17 protein-coding genes are annotated in these 14,244 nt (G+C 70.8%); 12 read left to right on the top strand and 5 right to left on the bottom strand.

The genetic code is table 11. The annotated features are described in order from the left end of the window. Positions 1–61: 61 nt before the first annotated feature. Positions 62–451, top strand: a complete 390-nt coding sequence (locus tag LVB77_RS19525; protein WP_232907858.1) for a putative quinol monooxygenase — start codon at positions 62–64, stop codon at positions 449–451. Between the two features lie 16 nt (positions 452–467). On the opposite strand, the gene LVB77_RS19520 is transcribed toward LVB77_RS19525, so the two are convergent. Beyond that, positions 468–836, bottom strand: a complete 369-nt coding sequence (locus tag LVB77_RS19520) for a GFA family protein (RefSeq protein WP_232907857.1) — start codon at positions 834–836, stop codon at positions 468–470. 156 nt (positions 837–992) lie between these two features. Here LVB77_RS19520 and gnd point away from each other — a divergent pair, with 156 nt between their 5' ends. From gnd to LVB77_RS19505, 3 genes are all read left to right on the top strand, one after another. Beyond that, positions 993–1,898, top strand: a complete 906-nt coding sequence (gene gnd, locus LVB77_RS19515) for a phosphogluconate dehydrogenase (NAD(+)-dependent, decarboxylating) (RefSeq protein WP_232907856.1) — start codon at positions 993–995, stop codon at positions 1,896–1,898. 99 nt (positions 1,899–1,997) lie between these two features. Then, positions 1,998–2,513, top strand: a complete 516-nt coding sequence (locus tag LVB77_RS19510) for a hypothetical protein (protein WP_232907855.1) — start codon at positions 1,998–2,000, stop codon at positions 2,511–2,513. Positions 2,514–2,886: 373 nt separating this feature from the next. Next, positions 2,887–3,627 carry an N-acetylmuramoyl-L-alanine amidase gene (locus LVB77_RS19505; RefSeq protein ID WP_232907854.1) on the top strand — a complete coding sequence of 247 codons (741 nt, stop codon included), beginning with the start codon at positions 2,887–2,889 and terminating at the stop codon, positions 3,625–3,627. Positions 3,628–3,690: 63 nt separating this feature from the next. Here the strand turns inward: LVB77_RS19505 and LVB77_RS19500 are convergent, their stop codons facing one another. After that, the gene (locus LVB77_RS19500) at positions 3,691–4,467 is read right to left on the bottom strand and encodes an NAD(P)H-dependent oxidoreductase (RefSeq protein WP_232907853.1); all 777 of its coding nucleotides are present in this window, start codon (positions 4,465–4,467) and stop codon (positions 3,691–3,693) included. Between the two features lie 84 nt (positions 4,468–4,551). Between LVB77_RS19500 and LVB77_RS19495 the strand changes: the two genes are divergently transcribed. The 3 genes from LVB77_RS19495 to LVB77_RS19485 all read left to right on the top strand — a co-directional run bounded on the left by LVB77_RS19495 (position 4,552) and on the right by LVB77_RS19485 (position 7,563). Then, positions 4,552–5,445, top strand: a complete 894-nt coding sequence (locus LVB77_RS19495; RefSeq protein ID WP_232907852.1) for a LysR family transcriptional regulator — start codon at positions 4,552–4,554, stop codon at positions 5,443–5,445. 268 nt (positions 5,446–5,713) lie between these two features. Further along, positions 5,714–6,895, top strand: a complete 1,182-nt coding sequence (locus LVB77_RS19490; protein ID WP_232907851.1) for an MFS transporter — start codon at positions 5,714–5,716, stop codon at positions 6,893–6,895. A 179-nt stretch (positions 6,896–7,074) separates the two neighbouring features. Next, entirely contained in the window at positions 7,075–7,563 is a 489-nt protein-coding gene (locus tag LVB77_RS19485) for a hypothetical protein (protein ID WP_232907850.1), read from the top strand. A gap of 67 nt (positions 7,564–7,630) precedes the next feature. On the opposite strand, the gene LVB77_RS19480 is transcribed toward LVB77_RS19485, so the two are convergent. Then, positions 7,631–9,037: a S8 family peptidase gene (locus LVB77_RS19480; protein WP_232907849.1), complete on the bottom strand. Its 1,407-nt coding sequence runs from the start codon at positions 9,035–9,037 to the stop codon at positions 7,631–7,633. Between the two features lie 209 nt (positions 9,038–9,246). Continuing rightward, entirely contained in the window at positions 9,247–10,527 is a 1,281-nt protein-coding gene (locus tag LVB77_RS19475) for an APC family permease (RefSeq protein WP_232910369.1), read from the bottom strand. Between the two features lie 246 nt (positions 10,528–10,773). On the opposite strand from LVB77_RS19475, the gene LVB77_RS19470 reads away from it, so the two are divergent. Together LVB77_RS19470 and LVB77_RS19465 are read left to right on the top strand one after the other, a co-directional pair. Beyond that, positions 10,774–11,379: a hypothetical protein gene (locus tag LVB77_RS19470; protein ID WP_232907848.1), complete on the top strand. Its 606-nt coding sequence runs from the start codon at positions 10,774–10,776 to the stop codon at positions 11,377–11,379. A 13-nt stretch (positions 11,380–11,392) separates the two neighbouring features. Next, positions 11,393–12,172 carry a lytic transglycosylase domain-containing protein gene (locus tag LVB77_RS19465; protein WP_232910367.1) on the top strand — a complete coding sequence of 260 codons (780 nt, stop codon included), beginning with the start codon at positions 11,393–11,395 and terminating at the stop codon, positions 12,170–12,172. 6 nt (positions 12,173–12,178) lie between these two features. Here LVB77_RS19465 and LVB77_RS19460 read toward each other — a convergent pair whose 3' ends face one another. Beyond that, entirely contained in the window at positions 12,179–12,682 is a 504-nt protein-coding gene (locus tag LVB77_RS19460) for a hypothetical protein (protein ID WP_232907847.1), read from the bottom strand. 227 nt (positions 12,683–12,909) lie between these two features. On the opposite strand from LVB77_RS19460, the gene LVB77_RS19455 reads away from it, so the two are divergent. The 3 genes from LVB77_RS19455 to LVB77_RS19445 are packed head-to-tail and all read left to right on the top strand — an operon-like array spanning position 12,910 to position 14,232. After that, on the top strand, positions 12,910–13,389 hold the full coding sequence (locus LVB77_RS19455; RefSeq protein ID WP_232907846.1) for a hypothetical protein: 480 nt from the start codon (positions 12,910–12,912) through the stop codon (positions 13,387–13,389). Then, complete coding sequence (locus tag LVB77_RS19450) at positions 13,386–14,036, top strand: short chain dehydrogenase (protein WP_232907845.1); 651 nt, start codon at positions 13,386–13,388, stop codon at positions 14,034–14,036. Before LVB77_RS19455 ends, LVB77_RS19450 begins: the two co-directional genes overlap by 4 nt. Before the next feature lie 7 nt (positions 14,037–14,043). Further along, positions 14,044–14,232 carry a CPXCG motif-containing cysteine-rich protein gene (locus tag LVB77_RS19445; RefSeq protein ID WP_232907844.1) on the top strand — a complete coding sequence of 63 codons (189 nt, stop codon included), beginning with the start codon at positions 14,044–14,046 and terminating at the stop codon, positions 14,230–14,232. Positions 14,233–14,244 lie beyond the last annotated feature (12 nt).

Here is a 14,244-nt window from a genome sequence, read left to right as displayed (position 1 = left end):
GCCGTGTAGGCGCCGTCATCCCGCGACCGGCGGCGCCGTTCGGCGCGCTACCATGACCGCCATGGACCGCACCCGACGCGAGTTCGTATCGATCGCCGGCGCGGTGTTGGCCGGCGCCGCCTTCGCGCCGCTGCGCGCGAGTCCTGCAGGAGCGCCGACGATGTACGGATTGATAGGCAAGATGACCGCCACCGCCGGCAAGCGCGACGAGCTGGTCGCGATTCTGCTGGAAGGCGTGCACGACATGCCCGGCTGCCTGAGCTACATCGTCGCCCACGACGCGGGCGACCAGGACACGGTCTGGATCACCGAAGTCTGGGACAGCCAGGCCAGCCATGCCGGCTCCCTGCAATTGCCGGCAGTGCGCGCGGCGATCGCGCGCGCCATGCCGTTGATCGCCGGTTTCGATGCCGGCACGGTCACCGCGCCGGTGGGCGGGCACGGCCTCTAGGGCCGCGCCGCCGAGATCACCACAGGTTCTTGCCGTCGATCACGGTCACCGGCACCGCATCGAGGTCGAACTCGTCGAGCAGGCGGGCGTTGATGCTGATCTTGGGGTTGTCGAAATCGGGCTTGAAGTCCACCCAGCTCGGGCTTTCGCCGTAGGTGGTGCAGCCGCAGGTGGCGCAGAAGTGGTGGGCGACCATGCCGGTGTTCCAGCGGTAGGTGGCCACGTCCTCGATCGGCGTGAGCAGGCGGAACTGGTCGGGCGTGTAATAGGCCCACAAGCCGCCGCGCTTGCTGCAGATCGAACAGGTGCAGCGGACGACCTCGGCCGGGGCCTCGGCGACTTCGAAACGGGTCTTGCCGCAGTGACAGCTGCCTTGCACGGGCATGGGAAGGTCCTTGGTGGGCGTGGGATCATCATCGCGCGGGCGTGCGTCAGTTCCTGTCAGCAGCGGCCGCGCAACGCAGCGGTGCGTGAGGACGGTGTTGCGGGCCCGCCCGGCCGGCCCCATACACTGCGGCAACACTAACACCGGGAGCGCGCGATGGATCTGGGTATGGTCGGTCTGGGCCGGATGGGCGCGAACATGGCGCAGCGCCTGGTGCGCGGCGGGCATCGCGTGACGGGCTACGACCCGGGCGCCGCGGCGCGCGAACAAGCGGCCACGCACGGCATCGGCGCGGCGGCCTCGCTGGCCGAACTGGTGGCCGCCCTGCCGGCACCGCGCGCGGTCTGGCTGATGGTGCCGGCCGGCGCCATCGTCGATCAGACCCTGGCCGAGCTGCTGCCGCTGCTGGCGCCGGGCGACACCGTGATCGACGGCGGCAACTCCAACTACAAGGACACCCAGCGGCGCGCGGCCGAACTGGCCGAACGCGGCCTGCACTACGTCGACTCCGGCACCAGCGGCGGCATCTGGGGCCTGGCCGAGGGCTACAGCCTGATGATCGGCGGCGACGAGGACGCGGTGGAGCGCCTGCGTCCGATCTTCGAGATCCTGGCGCCGGCGCCGGAGCGCGGCTGGGGCCGGGTCGGACCCAGCGGCGCGGGGCACTTCACCAAGATGGTCCACAACGGCATCGAGTACGGTCTGATGCAGGCTTACGCCGAGGGCTTCGCGATCATGCAGCGCAAGCCCGGCTTCGACCTGGACCTGCACCAGATCGCGCAGATCTGGCGCCACGGCAGCGTGGTGCGTTCCTGGCTGCTGGACCTGGGTGCCGATGCACTGGGCAAGAACCCGGCGCTGGACGGCATCGCGCCCTATGTCGAGGACTCCGGCGAGGGCCGCTGGACCGTGGCCGAGGCCATCGACCTGGACGTGGCGGCCCCCGTGATCACCGCGTCCCTGCTGGAGCGCCTGCGCTCGCGCGAGAGCGATTCCTTCGCCGACAAGCTGCTGGCGGCGATGCGCAACGAGTTCGGCGGGCACAAGATCAAGGCCGGCTGAGCGCGTCCGCGGACGCGGTGCCCGCGAGAAAGTGACCTACGGCACCTGACGCCGACGGGCCCGCGGGCGCTAAGGTGCGGCATCGCCGGGAGTGCCGCCATGCAACTGACTTTGCCCGCCCTGACGCCGATCCTCGCCACCGCGGGCGTCGGCTTCATCCTGTACCGTCGTATCCGCCGCCTGTTCGGCCGCCAGCCTTATCGCCCCAAGCGCGCGCTGGCGCGCCTGATCCTGCTGGGCGTGGTGATGCTGGCTCTGATCGTGGCCGCGGTGATGCTGCCGCACGTCTGGCCGGGCATCGCCGCCGGTATCGTGGCCGGCACCGCGATCGGCGTGTTCGCGTTGCGTCATACGCACGTCGAACCCTGTCTGCGCGAGGCCTACTACACACCCAATCCCTGGATCGGCGGCGCGCTGTCGCTGCTGCTGGTCGGGCGGCTGGCCTGGCGTTGGGCCGGCGGCGCGTTCTCCGGCGGCGTGCCGACCGCGCAGGCCAGCCCGCTGACGATGGCGATCGCCGCGACCTTGATCGCGTATTACCTGACCTACGGCATCGGCCTGCGCCGGCAGCTGCGGCGACCGGCATCGCAGGCGGACGCGCCCGCGGGCGAATGAGGCGCGATCGCGCGACGGGTGGCGGTCTCCGGCCCGCCCGCCGCGCGTCCTGGCCGTAGGCCGCGACGGATCGGTGCCGAAGACCGCCGTAGTCGTGAACACCTGCGCGCTCGCCTGTGCGGCCGCCGCATGCGACGATCCGAGGCGACGCGGCTGAAGTCGCGATGCTGCGATGGTGCGATCGATGTCCGGTGGTGAAGTGTCCGCTTGCGGAGCGTGCAGTCACGATGCGCGCGGTTCGGATGCGTTCGACCCTGAAAACGTCGTGCGCGCGCGTGCTGTGAATGCGCTGCGCACGCTGTTCGCCGCTGCGCTGCTGCTGGGGCTGAGCGCATGCGCGAGCCTGCCAGCGCCGACGCCAGTGCCAGCGCCCGTGCCCGTGCCCGTCCCGGAGCCGAAGCCTGAGCGCAATCCGCTGGCGCAGTGGTACGGCTCGCCCAACTACAGCCCGCGGCGGCCGGTGCTGATCGTGCTGCACCACACCGAGATGGACAGCGCCGACGGCGCCTTGTACGTCCTCAGCCGGCCCGCGCCCGAGCGCCAGGTGAGCGCGCACTACCTGATCCACGACGACGGCCGGCTTTATCAGCTGGTGTCCGAGCAGGACCGCGCCTGGCATGCGGGCCTCGCGCGCTGGGGCGGCATCGAGGATCTCAACTCGGCCTCGATCGGCATCGAGCTGGACAACGACGGCAGCGAGCCGTTTTCCGAGGCGCAGATCCAGACCCTGCTGCGCTTGTTGCAGGACATCACCCAACGGCTGTCGATCCCGCCGCAGTTGGTGATCGGCCATGGCGACATCGCGCCCACGCGCAAGCACGATCCCAGCGCGCTGTTTCCCTGGCAGCGTCTGGCCCAGGCCGGATTCGGCCTGTGGCCGCGCGAACAGCGCCTGCCGCCGCCGCCTGGCTTCGATCCCTGGGCAGCGTTGCGCACGATCGGCTACGACCTGCGCGACCCGGCCGCAGCGCAGCGCGCGTTCCACCGTCATTACCGCGGCCAGGAAGCCGAAGGCTGGCTGCCGGGCGACGACGAGCTGCTGTTCGACCTGCAGCAGCAGCTGATGGAGTTGCCGGCCGCTGCGTTGGACGCGCCGACGGAGGACGCGCCCTAAGCTTGCCCGGCCGCAGGCGCGAATCGTCGCGCCGCAGTGGTGCTGCCATGCCGCCGCCCGCGCTCACTCCAGGTGTGCGGCGAACCCCACCCGCTCCGGCGCGATCTCCGGCTTCAGCGTCAGCGCCGGAATCTCGTAGGCGCCGCCGTTCTGGCGACGGAACGGAATCGGCGGCGTGGTCCACAGCGCGTCCAGGCGTTCGCCCAGCGCATCGCGTACCGTCTCGTAGCGGCGCTCGTCCACGCGGCTGGTGCGGTAGACCACGAACGGCGGCAGCACCTCGAAGCCGGGGTAATACAGCACGCCGTGCTGGATCGGGAACAGCACGTCGTCGATCGGTCCGTTGACGCCGCGCGCGCTGTAATGCGATTCCCAGCCGCCGGTGGTGACCACCAGCATCGCGCGCTTGCCGGCCAGCGTGCCTTCGCCGTAGCGGTCGCCCCAGCGCACGTCCGAGTGCTCGCCCACGCCGTAGCCGAAGCCATAGGCGTAGACGCGGTCGATCCAGCCCTTGAGGATCGCCGGCATGGTGAACCACCACAGCGGGAACTGCAGGATCACCGCGTCCGCCCAGCGCAGCTTGTCCTGCTCGGCGGCGATGTCGGCGCTCTGGCTGCCGCCGGCGTAGGCGCGCTTGGAATCCAGCACCGGATCGAAACGCGCGTCGGCCGGCCGGTCCAGTTGGTCGTCGCCGTCGAACGCCGCCTTCCAGCGCATCGCGTACAGGTCCGAGACCTGGACCGTGTGGCCGGCGTCCTGCAGGCGCCGCACCGAAAAATCCTTGAGCGAGCCGTTCAAGGAGCGCGGTTCGGGGTGGGCATAGACGATCAGCACGTTCATGGCGGGCTCTGCGTGAGGGAGATGCGCAGCCTAGGGCGGTACGCGGTATATTTGAAATGAATTCTCGATATTCCAGGTATATCGATGCTTAATTTAAGGCGTCTCGACCTCAACCTGCTGGTGACCCTGGACGCGTTGCTCGCCGAGCACAACGTGACGCGCGCGGCGCAGCGTCTGAATTTCTCCCAGCCCGCGGTCAGCGTGCATCTGGCCAAGTTGCGCGAAGTCTTCGGCGACCCGCTGCTGCTGCCCGGCCCGCGCGGCATGCGCCCGACCGCGCGCGCCGACGCACTGCGCGAACCGCTGCGGCAGGCCCTGGAAGCGGTGCAGCGCGCGGTGTCCTCGCCGCAGCCGTTCGATCCCGCGCGCGCCCAGCGCACCTGGCGCGTGGCCGCGGCCGACTACAGCGAATCGGCGGTGCTGTTGCCGGCCCTGGCCGGCCTGCGCGCGCAAGCGCCGGGCTGCCGTCTGGCGGTGCTGCAGATGCTGCCGCCGCGTATCGTGCGCCAGGCCGAGCAGGGCGATATCGATCTGGCCCTGCACATCACCGAAGGCGCGCCCGAGGAACTGCACCGACGCGCCTTGTTCAAGGAACGCTACGTGCTGGTCGGGCGCGCCGATCACCCGCGTCTGAAACGCCGGCCGACGCTGGCGCAGTTCTGCGCGCTGGACCATGTGCTGGTATCGCCCGACGGTGGCGGTTTCCACGGCGCCACCGATCAGGTGCTGGCGCAGGCCGGCCTGGCGCGCCGCGTGGTGCTGTCGGTGCCGCATTTCCTGTTCGTGAAATCGGTGCTGGCCGGTACCGACCTGGTGGCGATGCTGCCCTCGCGCCTGGTGCGCGGCGCCAGCGGCTTGCGCGTGCACGAAGCGCCGCTGGACATCCCCGGCTTCGAGCTGTCGATGCTGTGGCACGAGCGCTCGCACCGCGATCCCGCGCATCGCTGGCTGCGCGAGCACATCGCCGCTTCGGTGTAAGCGGCGCGGCGGTTTGGGATAATGATTCCCAGAACGCCGAATTCTCGCGAAACCTAAGCGTGGCGCCGCTTGGCGGCGATTGATCCGCTGCTGGAACGCAGACGCCGCGCCGTTCGCGTTTATCGGTACTGCGTCGCCGACTAGATTGCATCCCTGTCCCGCGGATCGCTGCGCGATCCGGTCGCCGCCACTCCCTCCCGATCATCGATCCCGTCCCGGTCGACGGCGTTCGCTGTCGTGCCTTTGTCTGCCCACTTCGGAGCCACACGTGCCGCTCTTGCCCATCTTTCTCCTGTCGGCCGCCGGTTTCACCGTGCTGACCACCGAGTTCATCCTGGTCGGCCTGCTGCCGCCGCTGGCGCGCGACCTGGGCGTCAGCATCCCGCAGGCCGGCCTGCTGGTGACGCTGTTCGCGTTCGCGGTCGCCGCCAGCGGTCCGTTCCTGACCGCCTATTTCTCGCGCTTCGAGCGCAAGCGCTTGTTCGTGATCGTGCTGCTGCTGTTCGGCCTGTCCAACCTGGTCGCCGCATTCGCGCCCAACATCGGCGTGATGGCGTTCGCGCGCCTGATCCCGGCGCTGGGCGTGCCGGTGTTCTGGGCGTTGGCCAGCGAGACCGCGGTCGATCTGGTCGGTCAGGAGCGCGCCGGCCGCGCGATCTCGGTGATTTCCTTCGGCGTGATCTGCGCGACGGTGCTGGGCGTGCCGATCGGAACCCTGGTGTCGGATGCGTTCGGCTGGCGCGTCGCGTTCGGCGCCTTGTCCGCGGTCGCGTTCGGCAAGGCCGCGCTGCTGTACTTTTTCCTGCCCGCCAGCCGCCTGGAGCGGCCGCACGCGCCGCTGGGCGAGCAGTTCCGCGTGCTGCGCGATCCGCTGTTGCTGGGCCACGTGCTGCTGTCGACGCTGCTGTTCACCGGCATGTTCACCGCCTACACCTACTTGGCCGATCTGCTGGAACGGCTGGCCGGCTTCGACGGCAGCTGGATCGGCTGGACCCTGATGGCGTTCGGTGCGGTCGGTCTGATCGGCAACAGCATCGGCGGGCGCTTGGTCGACCGCAATCCGATCGGCGCCTCGCTGTTGTTCAGTGCGCCGATGGCGCTGGGCCTGCTGGCGGTGGTGCCGGCGATCGGTTCGACCTGGGGCCTGGCCCTGGCGCTGACGCTGTGGGGCGTGACCCAGGCGGCGCTGTTCATCGTCAGCCACGTGCGGGTGATGAAGGCGGCGCCGGATGCGTCGGCGTTCGCCGCGTCCTTGAACATCTCCGGCGCCAATCTCGGCATCGGCGTGGGCGCGCTGGTCGGCGGCGGCGTGATCGATGCGATCGGCGTGGGCGCGCTGGGCTACGCGGCGGCGGCGATCGTCGCCGTGGCCATCGCCTTGTCGCTGTGGCTGATGGCGGCGCAGGCGCGTGCGGCGGCCGACAACGCCACCGCCGACGAAGCCGTCTGAGCGACTTGTCCGAATTTGGCGGAATCGCGCGCCGCCGTTTGTGCGCCGGCGCGCTCACTTAGGATCGACCGTGCCGCTGCGTTCATGCGCAGCGGCGCGGGCGACCGGGGACGCGCGCGCCCGCCTAGACACGAGACGGGCGCGACCGGTCGTCCGGCCTCTTTGCAGGCAAGGAAACCATGCGCGTACTAAGTTTGAGTTCGATATTGATCGCGGCTCTGGCCGTGGCCTCGATAGCCTCGGCCCAGGAGGCGACGGCCTTCGACGCCGCCACGACGTTGCAGCAGCAGCGTCAGATCCGCAGCGAGGTCGACGCCGGCAGCGGCCGTTACGGACGCCTGCCGACCGACGTGAAGCGCGAGCTCGTCAAGCGTCAGGACGGCGTGTTCAAAGCCTTGGAAGGGCAGGGCTACGACGGCCTGGACGAGAGCCAGCGCGCGCGGCTCGATGCCGACCTGGCCTGGATCGCCGCCGTGCCCGAGCAGGTGGCCGGCGAACGTCTGGTCTGCGAGCGGGTCAGGTCGATGGGCAGCAACCGCGTCGAGCGGGTCTGCAGGACCGCCGCGCAGCGCCAAGCCGAGCGCGAGTCGGTACGCAACAAGGCCGGCGTGGACCGCACGCTGGAACAGCGCAACGTCTGCGCCAACGATCTGTGCAGTTCGCGTTGATCGGATCGCAACAAGAAAAACCCCGGCACAGGCCGGGGTTTTTTTATGGCCGCGACCCGGCGATCGCTCAGGGCGTCGCGTCCAGCGTCTTCTTGGCGTCGATGATGCCCGTGCCGATCGGTTGCGCCGGCGCGGCGCCGAAGGGTTTGACGTTGGCCTTGAGCAGCGCCTCGACCTGCGCCGGCGTCGGATCGGTGCCGGGCTTGGACAGCATCATCGCCACCAGACCGGCCACGTGCGGCGTCGCCATCGAGGTGCCGCTGTAGGACGCATAACCGGCCGTGGTCGGCCCCTTGGTGCCCAGGTTGACCGTCGACAGGATGCTCACGCCGGGGCCGGACACGTCCACGCCAGCGCCGTAGCTGGAGAAGCTGGCCTTGGCGCCGGCCGAATCGGTCGCGCCCACCACCACGGTGTTGTTGCAGCTGGCCGGCGTCGCGCCCGACACGTTGGCGTTGCTGTTGCCGGCCGCCACCACCACGGTGGTGCCGCGCGAGACCGCGCCGTCGATCGCCGACTGCATCGCCGCGCTGCAGGCGCCGCTGCCGCCCAGGCTCATGTTGATCACGTTGGCCTTGTTGGCGCCGACCGCCGGCACGCCGGTGACCGTGCCGCCCGAAGACCAGACGATGCCGTCGATGATGTCGGCCAGGGTGCCGCCGCAGCGGCCGAGCACGCGCACCGGCAGGATCTTGGTCTGATGCGCCATGCCGGCCACGCCGGTGGCGTTGTTGGTCACCGCCGCGACCGTGCCGGCGACGTGGGTGCCGTGCCAGCTGGAGTTGGTCGGCAACGGATTGGCGAAGCCGCACTGCAGGAAGGTGGTGTAGTCGCCCGGGTCGGAAGGATCGGCGTCGCGGCCGTTGCCGTCGCCGGCGGTGCTGGAACTGCTGATGAAGTCGTAGCCGCCGGCCAGCACGTTGGCGTTGAGGTCGGGGTGCGAGGTGATGCCGGTATCCACCACCGCCACGATCTTGCCCTGGCCCAGGTAGCCGCTGTCCCAGGCGGTGGTGGCGTTGCTGCCGCCGGCGCCGGTGCCGAACCCGTATTGCGTGGAGAACTGCGGATCGTTGGGCGTGAGCACCGGGTACAGGCGGATGTTGGGCTCGATGTATTCCACGTCCGGATTGGTCGCGATCTGGCGCATCAGCGTCGCCGCCTCGACCGCGTCCAGCGCGGTGCTCACGCGCACGAGTTCGGCGCCGATGCCCAGGCTGCGCTCGCGCTGCAGGCTCAGCGGCTTGGCGCGGCCGAACACGGTCGCGGCGTTGTTGAGGCCGCGCTGCAGCGCGCCGGCGTCGGTGCGGCTGGCGCTGCCCTTGCGATAGCCGACGATGAAGCCGTCGACCGGGCCGTTCGATGCCAGGGCGCCGAGGTTCACGCGCTCGGCCGACCAGGCCGGCGCCGACAGGCAGGCGGCGGACAGGGCCAGGGCGAGGGCGGCATAACGGAAGGTGGGTTGCTGCGGGCGCATGGGTCTCTCCTGAGTGCGGAAGCGGAAGCCCGCCGGCGCCGGTGGCGCGCTCGGGCTTCGCAGACGTGGGCGCGCGTGGCGCCCGACGACCGACAGTGCCGGGCGTCGAGAAACAGGGTCAATCGGGGGAAATCCCTATGCCCGCACACGTTCCAACTGCGATTCGCGCATCGGCCGGCGCGGGGCCGCCTACGCCGCCTCGCCAAGCCTCAGGGCGCGGCCTCGGGCTTGCGCCGCAGCAGATAGACCAGCGCGCCCACCGCCAGCGCGATCGCCGCCGCGATCAGGTTCTGCACACTGGCGCTGGCCAGCAGGCCCAACGACAGCAGCGTCGCCAGAATCGGAATCAGCGGGCCGCCGGGCAGCTGCAGCGCCTGCGCGCGGTCGCCGTGGCGGCGCCGCAGCACCAGCACCGACACCGCCGTGCCCAGGTAGGTGCACAGCCGCGACACCACCGACAGCAAGGCCAGCTGCACGAACGAGCCCGACAGCGCCAACACCAGCGACACCGCGCCGATCGCCAGGATCGCGACCGCGGGCGTGCGGAAGCGCGGATGGATCGCGGCCAGCGCGCGCGGGCCGTAGCCGTCCGCGGCCAGCGCCAGCAGGTAGCGCGGCGCCATCATCACGGTGTTGTTGTTGGTGCCCAGGATCGAGACGCTGGCGCCCACGGTGAGGATCAGCGCCAACCACCAGCCGCCGAAGCGCGCCGCGGCCTCGGCCAGCGGCGCCTTGGATTCGGCCAGTCCCGGCAGCGTGCTCAGCGCGACCCATTGCACCGCGACATAGATCGCGGTGACGGTAGCGATCATGGTCAACAACGCGAACGGCACGTCGCGGCGCGGGTTGCGGTACTCGCCCGCGGCCGCGGGCAGGTTCTCGAACCCGGCGTAGGCGAACAGCAGCAGCAAGGCCGCTTCGCCGAGATTGCGCACCGGCAGTTCGCCGCCGGGCAGCGCGCCGGCGCTGTCGGCCAAGCCGGCGTCGAAATGGCCGGCGCCGATCAGCACGAACAGGAACAGCGGCAGCAGCTTGGCGATCGCCAGCACCACGCCCGCGCGCGCCGCGGTGCGCACGCCGACCAGATTGATCGCGACCAGCAGCGCCAGCGAACCCACCACCACCGCGATGCGGCCGGCGCCGTCGGCCGCGGCCGGCCAGAAGTGCGCGACCGCCGCGGCCAAACCGTTGCTGAGCGCGGCGGCGGTGGCGATGCGGGTGAGCAGCAGCATCCAGCCGACCTCGAAACCGATGAACGATCCGAAGGCTTCGCGTGCATACAGATAGCCGCCGCCGGGCTGGTCGAAATAGCTCGCCGCCTGCGCATAGCACAGCACCAGCAGGCTTACCGCGAAACCGGCCAGCAGCACCGCCCACAGGCTGGCCGGGCCCAGCAGCGCGGCTGCGGTCGCCGGCAGCAGGTAGATGCCGCTGCCGACCACGTCGTTGATCGACAGGCCCAGCAGTTGCCAACGGCTGACCGCGCGCAGGGTGGACGGGGCGGTGTCGGCGGACGGCGCGCCGCCGCGGTCGGGCGTGGACGGTTCCAAGGCATCACCGGGCGGGAGCGTGAGCGCCAGAGTGCCCCAGCCGGCGCCCGCGAATCCAGCGGCGGCGTGCCGAACCGCGACCGCCGCGGCGGTCCGGCGTCCGTTAGGCCGCCGATCACGGCGGCGGCGCTACTATCCGCACGCTCCGGCCGCCGCTGCATGGCCGACCCCAAGGAGATCGACCGAATGAGAGCGCTGATCCTGACCGCCGCCGTCGTGGCCGTGCTGGCCGCCTGCAAGCCCGCGCCCGGCGATACCGCGGCGCCCGCAGCCGCGCCGGCAAGCACGGCGGCGCCCGCCAACGCGTCCGAATCGGCGGCGCCCGCACCGGCCAGCGAAACCGCCGCGCCTGCGCAAGCGAGCCCCGCAGTGCCGGCGCCCGCGACCAACGACGAAGGCCGTGCCCAGGTCAACCAATCGATCGAGGAGGTGCTGGGCGATCCGGCCGTGTTCGAACCGGCGATCCTCGCGTTCCAGCAAGCAGTCGCCGCGCACGACGCCGAGGCGGTCGCGCGCATGGCCGCGTATCCCTTCAGCGCCACCATCGACGGCAAGCCGCGCAAGATCCAGGACGCGTCCGCGTTCGCCGCCGCCTACGACCAGATCGTGACCCCGGCGATCGCCAAGATCGTCACTGGGCAGAAATACGCCGAGCTGTTCGTCAACGGCAAGGGCGTGATGTTCGGCAACGGCGAGGTCTGGCTCAACGGCATCTGCCAGGACAAGGCCTGCAAGCAGATGGACGTGCGCGTGATCGCCGTGCAGGCCACCGAAGCGGCGGCCGCCCATTAACACCCGCCTGCCGCTGCCGTGGACGACGCTGCTGATCGCCGCCCTGGCGCTGGGTGCGGCCGGCGACGCGCAGGCGCGCAAGGTCTACCGCTGCGTCGGCCGCGACGGCACGGTGAGTTTGGCGACCGCGCCGGAACCGGGCTCGCGTTGCGAGGCGCGCGAGTTCGACGACAACGTCGCCAAGGTGCCCAACCTGTGGGGCTCGATGGGCGTGATCAACGGCACCCTCTACGAACGCCAGCAGGACGGCCAGACCGTCTACAGCACGCGCAATCTGCCCGGCTCGACCAAGGTGCTGTCGTTCACCGTCGAGACGCCGCCGGGCGAACCCGCGCACACCGGCCTGGGCCAGGTCGGCAAGCCGCAACTGGACAAGTACGCGGCGCAGTTCCGTTCCGCGGCCAAGGCCACCGGCGTCGACGACGCCTGGCTGCGCGCGATCGCCCACGCCGAGAGCGGCTTCAACGCCGCCGCGGTTTCGCCCAAGGGCGCGCAAGGCGTGATGCAGCTGATGCCGGCCACGGCGAAGGAATACGGCGTCGCCGATCCGTTCTCGGCCGAGGATTCGATCAACGGCGGCGCGCGTCATCTCAAGCAGCTGATCCGCCGCTACAAGGGCGACCTGACCCTGGTCGCGGCCGCGTACAACGCCGGCATCGGCGTGGTCACGCGCTACGGCGGCGTGCCGCCCTACCGCGAGACGCAGGCCTACATCGCCAAGGTCCAGGCGCTGCACGAGAACTATCGCGCCGCGCTCGCGCCCAAGCCCAAGCGCGCCGCCAAGAAACGCTGAGCGCGCTCAGGCCACCGCGGCCTTGTGCGCTTCGAACGGCAGCGGCGTGGCGCCGCTTTGGGCGACGATGCGCGGTTCGGCCGCGCTCAGCAGCTCCTTGCTGCCGTCCACCACCACCAGGATGCGGCCGGCCTCGATCTCGTCGTGGAACTTGCGCCGGATCGGATCCGGCAGCGACGAACCCACCAGCGCCGACGCCCAGCAACCGACCATCGCCCCGGCCATGGTCGCCGCCGCTGCGCCGGCCAGGGTCAGCGCGATCGGCGTGGCCGCGACCACCGCCAGGCCCGCGGCCAGTCCGGCCGCGCCGCCGATGCCCGCGCCGCGCAACGCTGCCGGCATCAGGTCGGTGTCGGCTTCCTTGCGTTCGTTGGGGATCGATTCCAGCTCGATGTCCGAGCGTGCGATCAACAGGATGTCGTCGTCGTGCACGCCGGCGTCGCGCGCGGCCGCCATCGCGGCCTGGGCGCTGTCGAGATCGGGCGTGCTGAACACGTGTCGGATTTTCATGCGGCCTCCTGACGAGGGCTCGTCCTGGAGCGGCGCGACGCGCATGGGTCCGGCGCGCGCGATGCGAGTGGCGGTCCGAACACGCGCCGCTAGCGGCGCTGCCCGGCCGTCGCGGCGAGCTTGGGCGCGCCCGGGTTACCGCGACGTGAGGGTGCGCGCCTGCGCCCGCGCTTAACGTCGCGGTGCTACTGTCTGCGCCATTCGATACCGCATTCACGGAGACCGCTATGCGCCGCAGTTCCGCTCATCTGTATCTGTTCGCCGCCGCCGCAGCGCTGAGTCTGGCCGCGTGCAAGCCGGCACCCGCGCCCGCGCCGGACGCGCAGGCGCCCGCGGCCACCACGCCCGCCGCGCCGGCGCCCGAGCAAGCGGCACCGGCCGAAGCGCCCGCCGCCGTCACGCCCGCGCAGTTCGCCGGCAAGGTCTGGGAGGTCAAGGACTCGTCCTCGGTCGAGAAGGGCACCACCTATGCCTTCCTCGACGGCGGCACGCTGATCATCGACGGCCCCGGCGGCACGCCGCTGCAGGCGCAATGGACCTTCGACGCCGGTCAGCTGACGATGATCGAGGAAGGCCAGAAATATCCCACCGACATCCTCAAGCTCGACGCCAACGAGTTCCGCATCCGCAGCCACAACCCCGGCGAACCGGTCGAGGTGCTGCTGGTGCCCGCCGCCGATCAGACCCTGCCCAAGGCGCAACCGTGAGCGAAGCCGCGAGCAACGCAGGCGCACGCCGCCGCGTGCTGCTGGTCGGCGCCGGCGGCGTGATCGGACGCGCGGTGGCGGCGGCGCTGGCCGAACGCCATGAAGTGATCGCGGCCGGGCGCAACTCCGGCGCGCTGCGCATCGACCTTAGCGATCCGGCCAGCATCGAAGCCGCGCTGGACCAGGCGGGGCCGCTGGACGCGGTGGTCTGCGCCGCCGGCAACGTCGCCTTCGTGCCCTTGAGCCAGATCGCGCCGGCGACGATCGAGACCTCGCCGTTCGGCATCGGCCTGCGCGACAAGCTGATGGGGCAGGTCAACCTGGCGCTGGCCGCGCAGACGCGCCTGCGCGACGGCGGTTCGATCACCCTGGTCACCGGCGTGCTCAGCGAGCATCCGATCGCCTCCGGCGCCTGCGCCAGCCTGGTCAACGGCGCGCTGGAAGCCTTCGTGCGTGCGGCCGCGATCGAACTGCCGCGCGGCCTGCGCATCAACGCGGTCAATCCGACCGTGATCGAGGAAGCCATGCCCGACTACGCGCCGTACTTCCGCGGCTTCGAGCCGGTGTCGGCGGCGCGCGCCGCGCTGGCCTTCGTGCGCAGCGTGGAAGGCCTGCAGACCGGCCAGGTCTACCGGGCCGGCTGGTAGCGCAGTCATGCAGCCCTTCGTCGACGTGTCCTGCCCCTACTGCGGGGAAACCATCGGCCTGATGCTGGACGCATCGGCGGGCGAGCAGACCTATATCGAGGACTGCCATGTCTGTTGCCGGCCTATCGTGGTGTCGGTGGGCTTCGACGAGGACGGCGAGCCGCAGGTGTCGGTCCACGCCGAAGACGAGGCCTGAACGCCAGCGGCA

It is taken from the genome of Lysobacter sp. 5GHs7-4 (genome assembly GCF_021284765.1).
Taxonomy (GTDB): Bacteria; Pseudomonadota; Gammaproteobacteria; order Xanthomonadales; family Xanthomonadaceae; genus Lysobacter.
Note: the sequence above shows the minus strand (reverse complement) of the source record. Positions and strands in the feature narration are given on the sequence as shown.

Bases quoted from the DNA above. Each gene is read 5' to 3' on its own strand.
- LVB77_RS19445 (WP_232907844.1), top strand. From the start codon at position 14,044: ATGCAGCCCTTCGTCGACGTGTCCTGCCCCTACTGCGGGGAAACCATC.
- LVB77_RS19510 (WP_232907855.1), top strand. From the start codon at position 1,998: ATGCAACTGACTTTGCCCGCCCTGACGCCGATCCTCGCCACCGCGGGC.
- LVB77_RS19480 (WP_232907849.1), bottom strand. From the start codon at position 9,037: ATGCGCCCGCAGCAACCCACCTTCCGTTATGCCGCCCTCGCCCTGGCC.
- LVB77_RS19470 (WP_232907848.1), top strand. From the start codon at position 10,774: ATGAGAGCGCTGATCCTGACCGCCGCCGTCGTGGCCGTGCTGGCCGCC.
- gnd (WP_232907856.1), top strand. From the start codon at position 993: ATGGATCTGGGTATGGTCGGTCTGGGCCGGATGGGCGCGAACATGGCG.
- LVB77_RS19500 (WP_232907853.1), bottom strand. From the start codon at position 4,467: ATGAACGTGCTGATCGTCTATGCCCACCCCGAACCGCGCTCCTTGAAC.
- LVB77_RS19520 (WP_232907857.1), bottom strand. From the start codon at position 836: ATGCCCGTGCAAGGCAGCTGTCACTGCGGCAAGACCCGTTTCGAAGTC.
- LVB77_RS19460 (WP_232907847.1), bottom strand. From the start codon at position 12,682: ATGAAAATCCGACACGTGTTCAGCACGCCCGATCTCGACAGCGCCCAG.
- LVB77_RS19485 (WP_232907850.1), top strand. From the start codon at position 7,075: ATGCGCGTACTAAGTTTGAGTTCGATATTGATCGCGGCTCTGGCCGTG.
- LVB77_RS19525 (WP_232907858.1), top strand. From the start codon at position 62: ATGGACCGCACCCGACGCGAGTTCGTATCGATCGCCGGCGCGGTGTTG.
- LVB77_RS19455 (WP_232907846.1), top strand. From the start codon at position 12,910: ATGCGCCGCAGTTCCGCTCATCTGTATCTGTTCGCCGCCGCCGCAGCG.
- LVB77_RS19495 (WP_232907852.1), top strand. From the start codon at position 4,552: ATGCTTAATTTAAGGCGTCTCGACCTCAACCTGCTGGTGACCCTGGAC.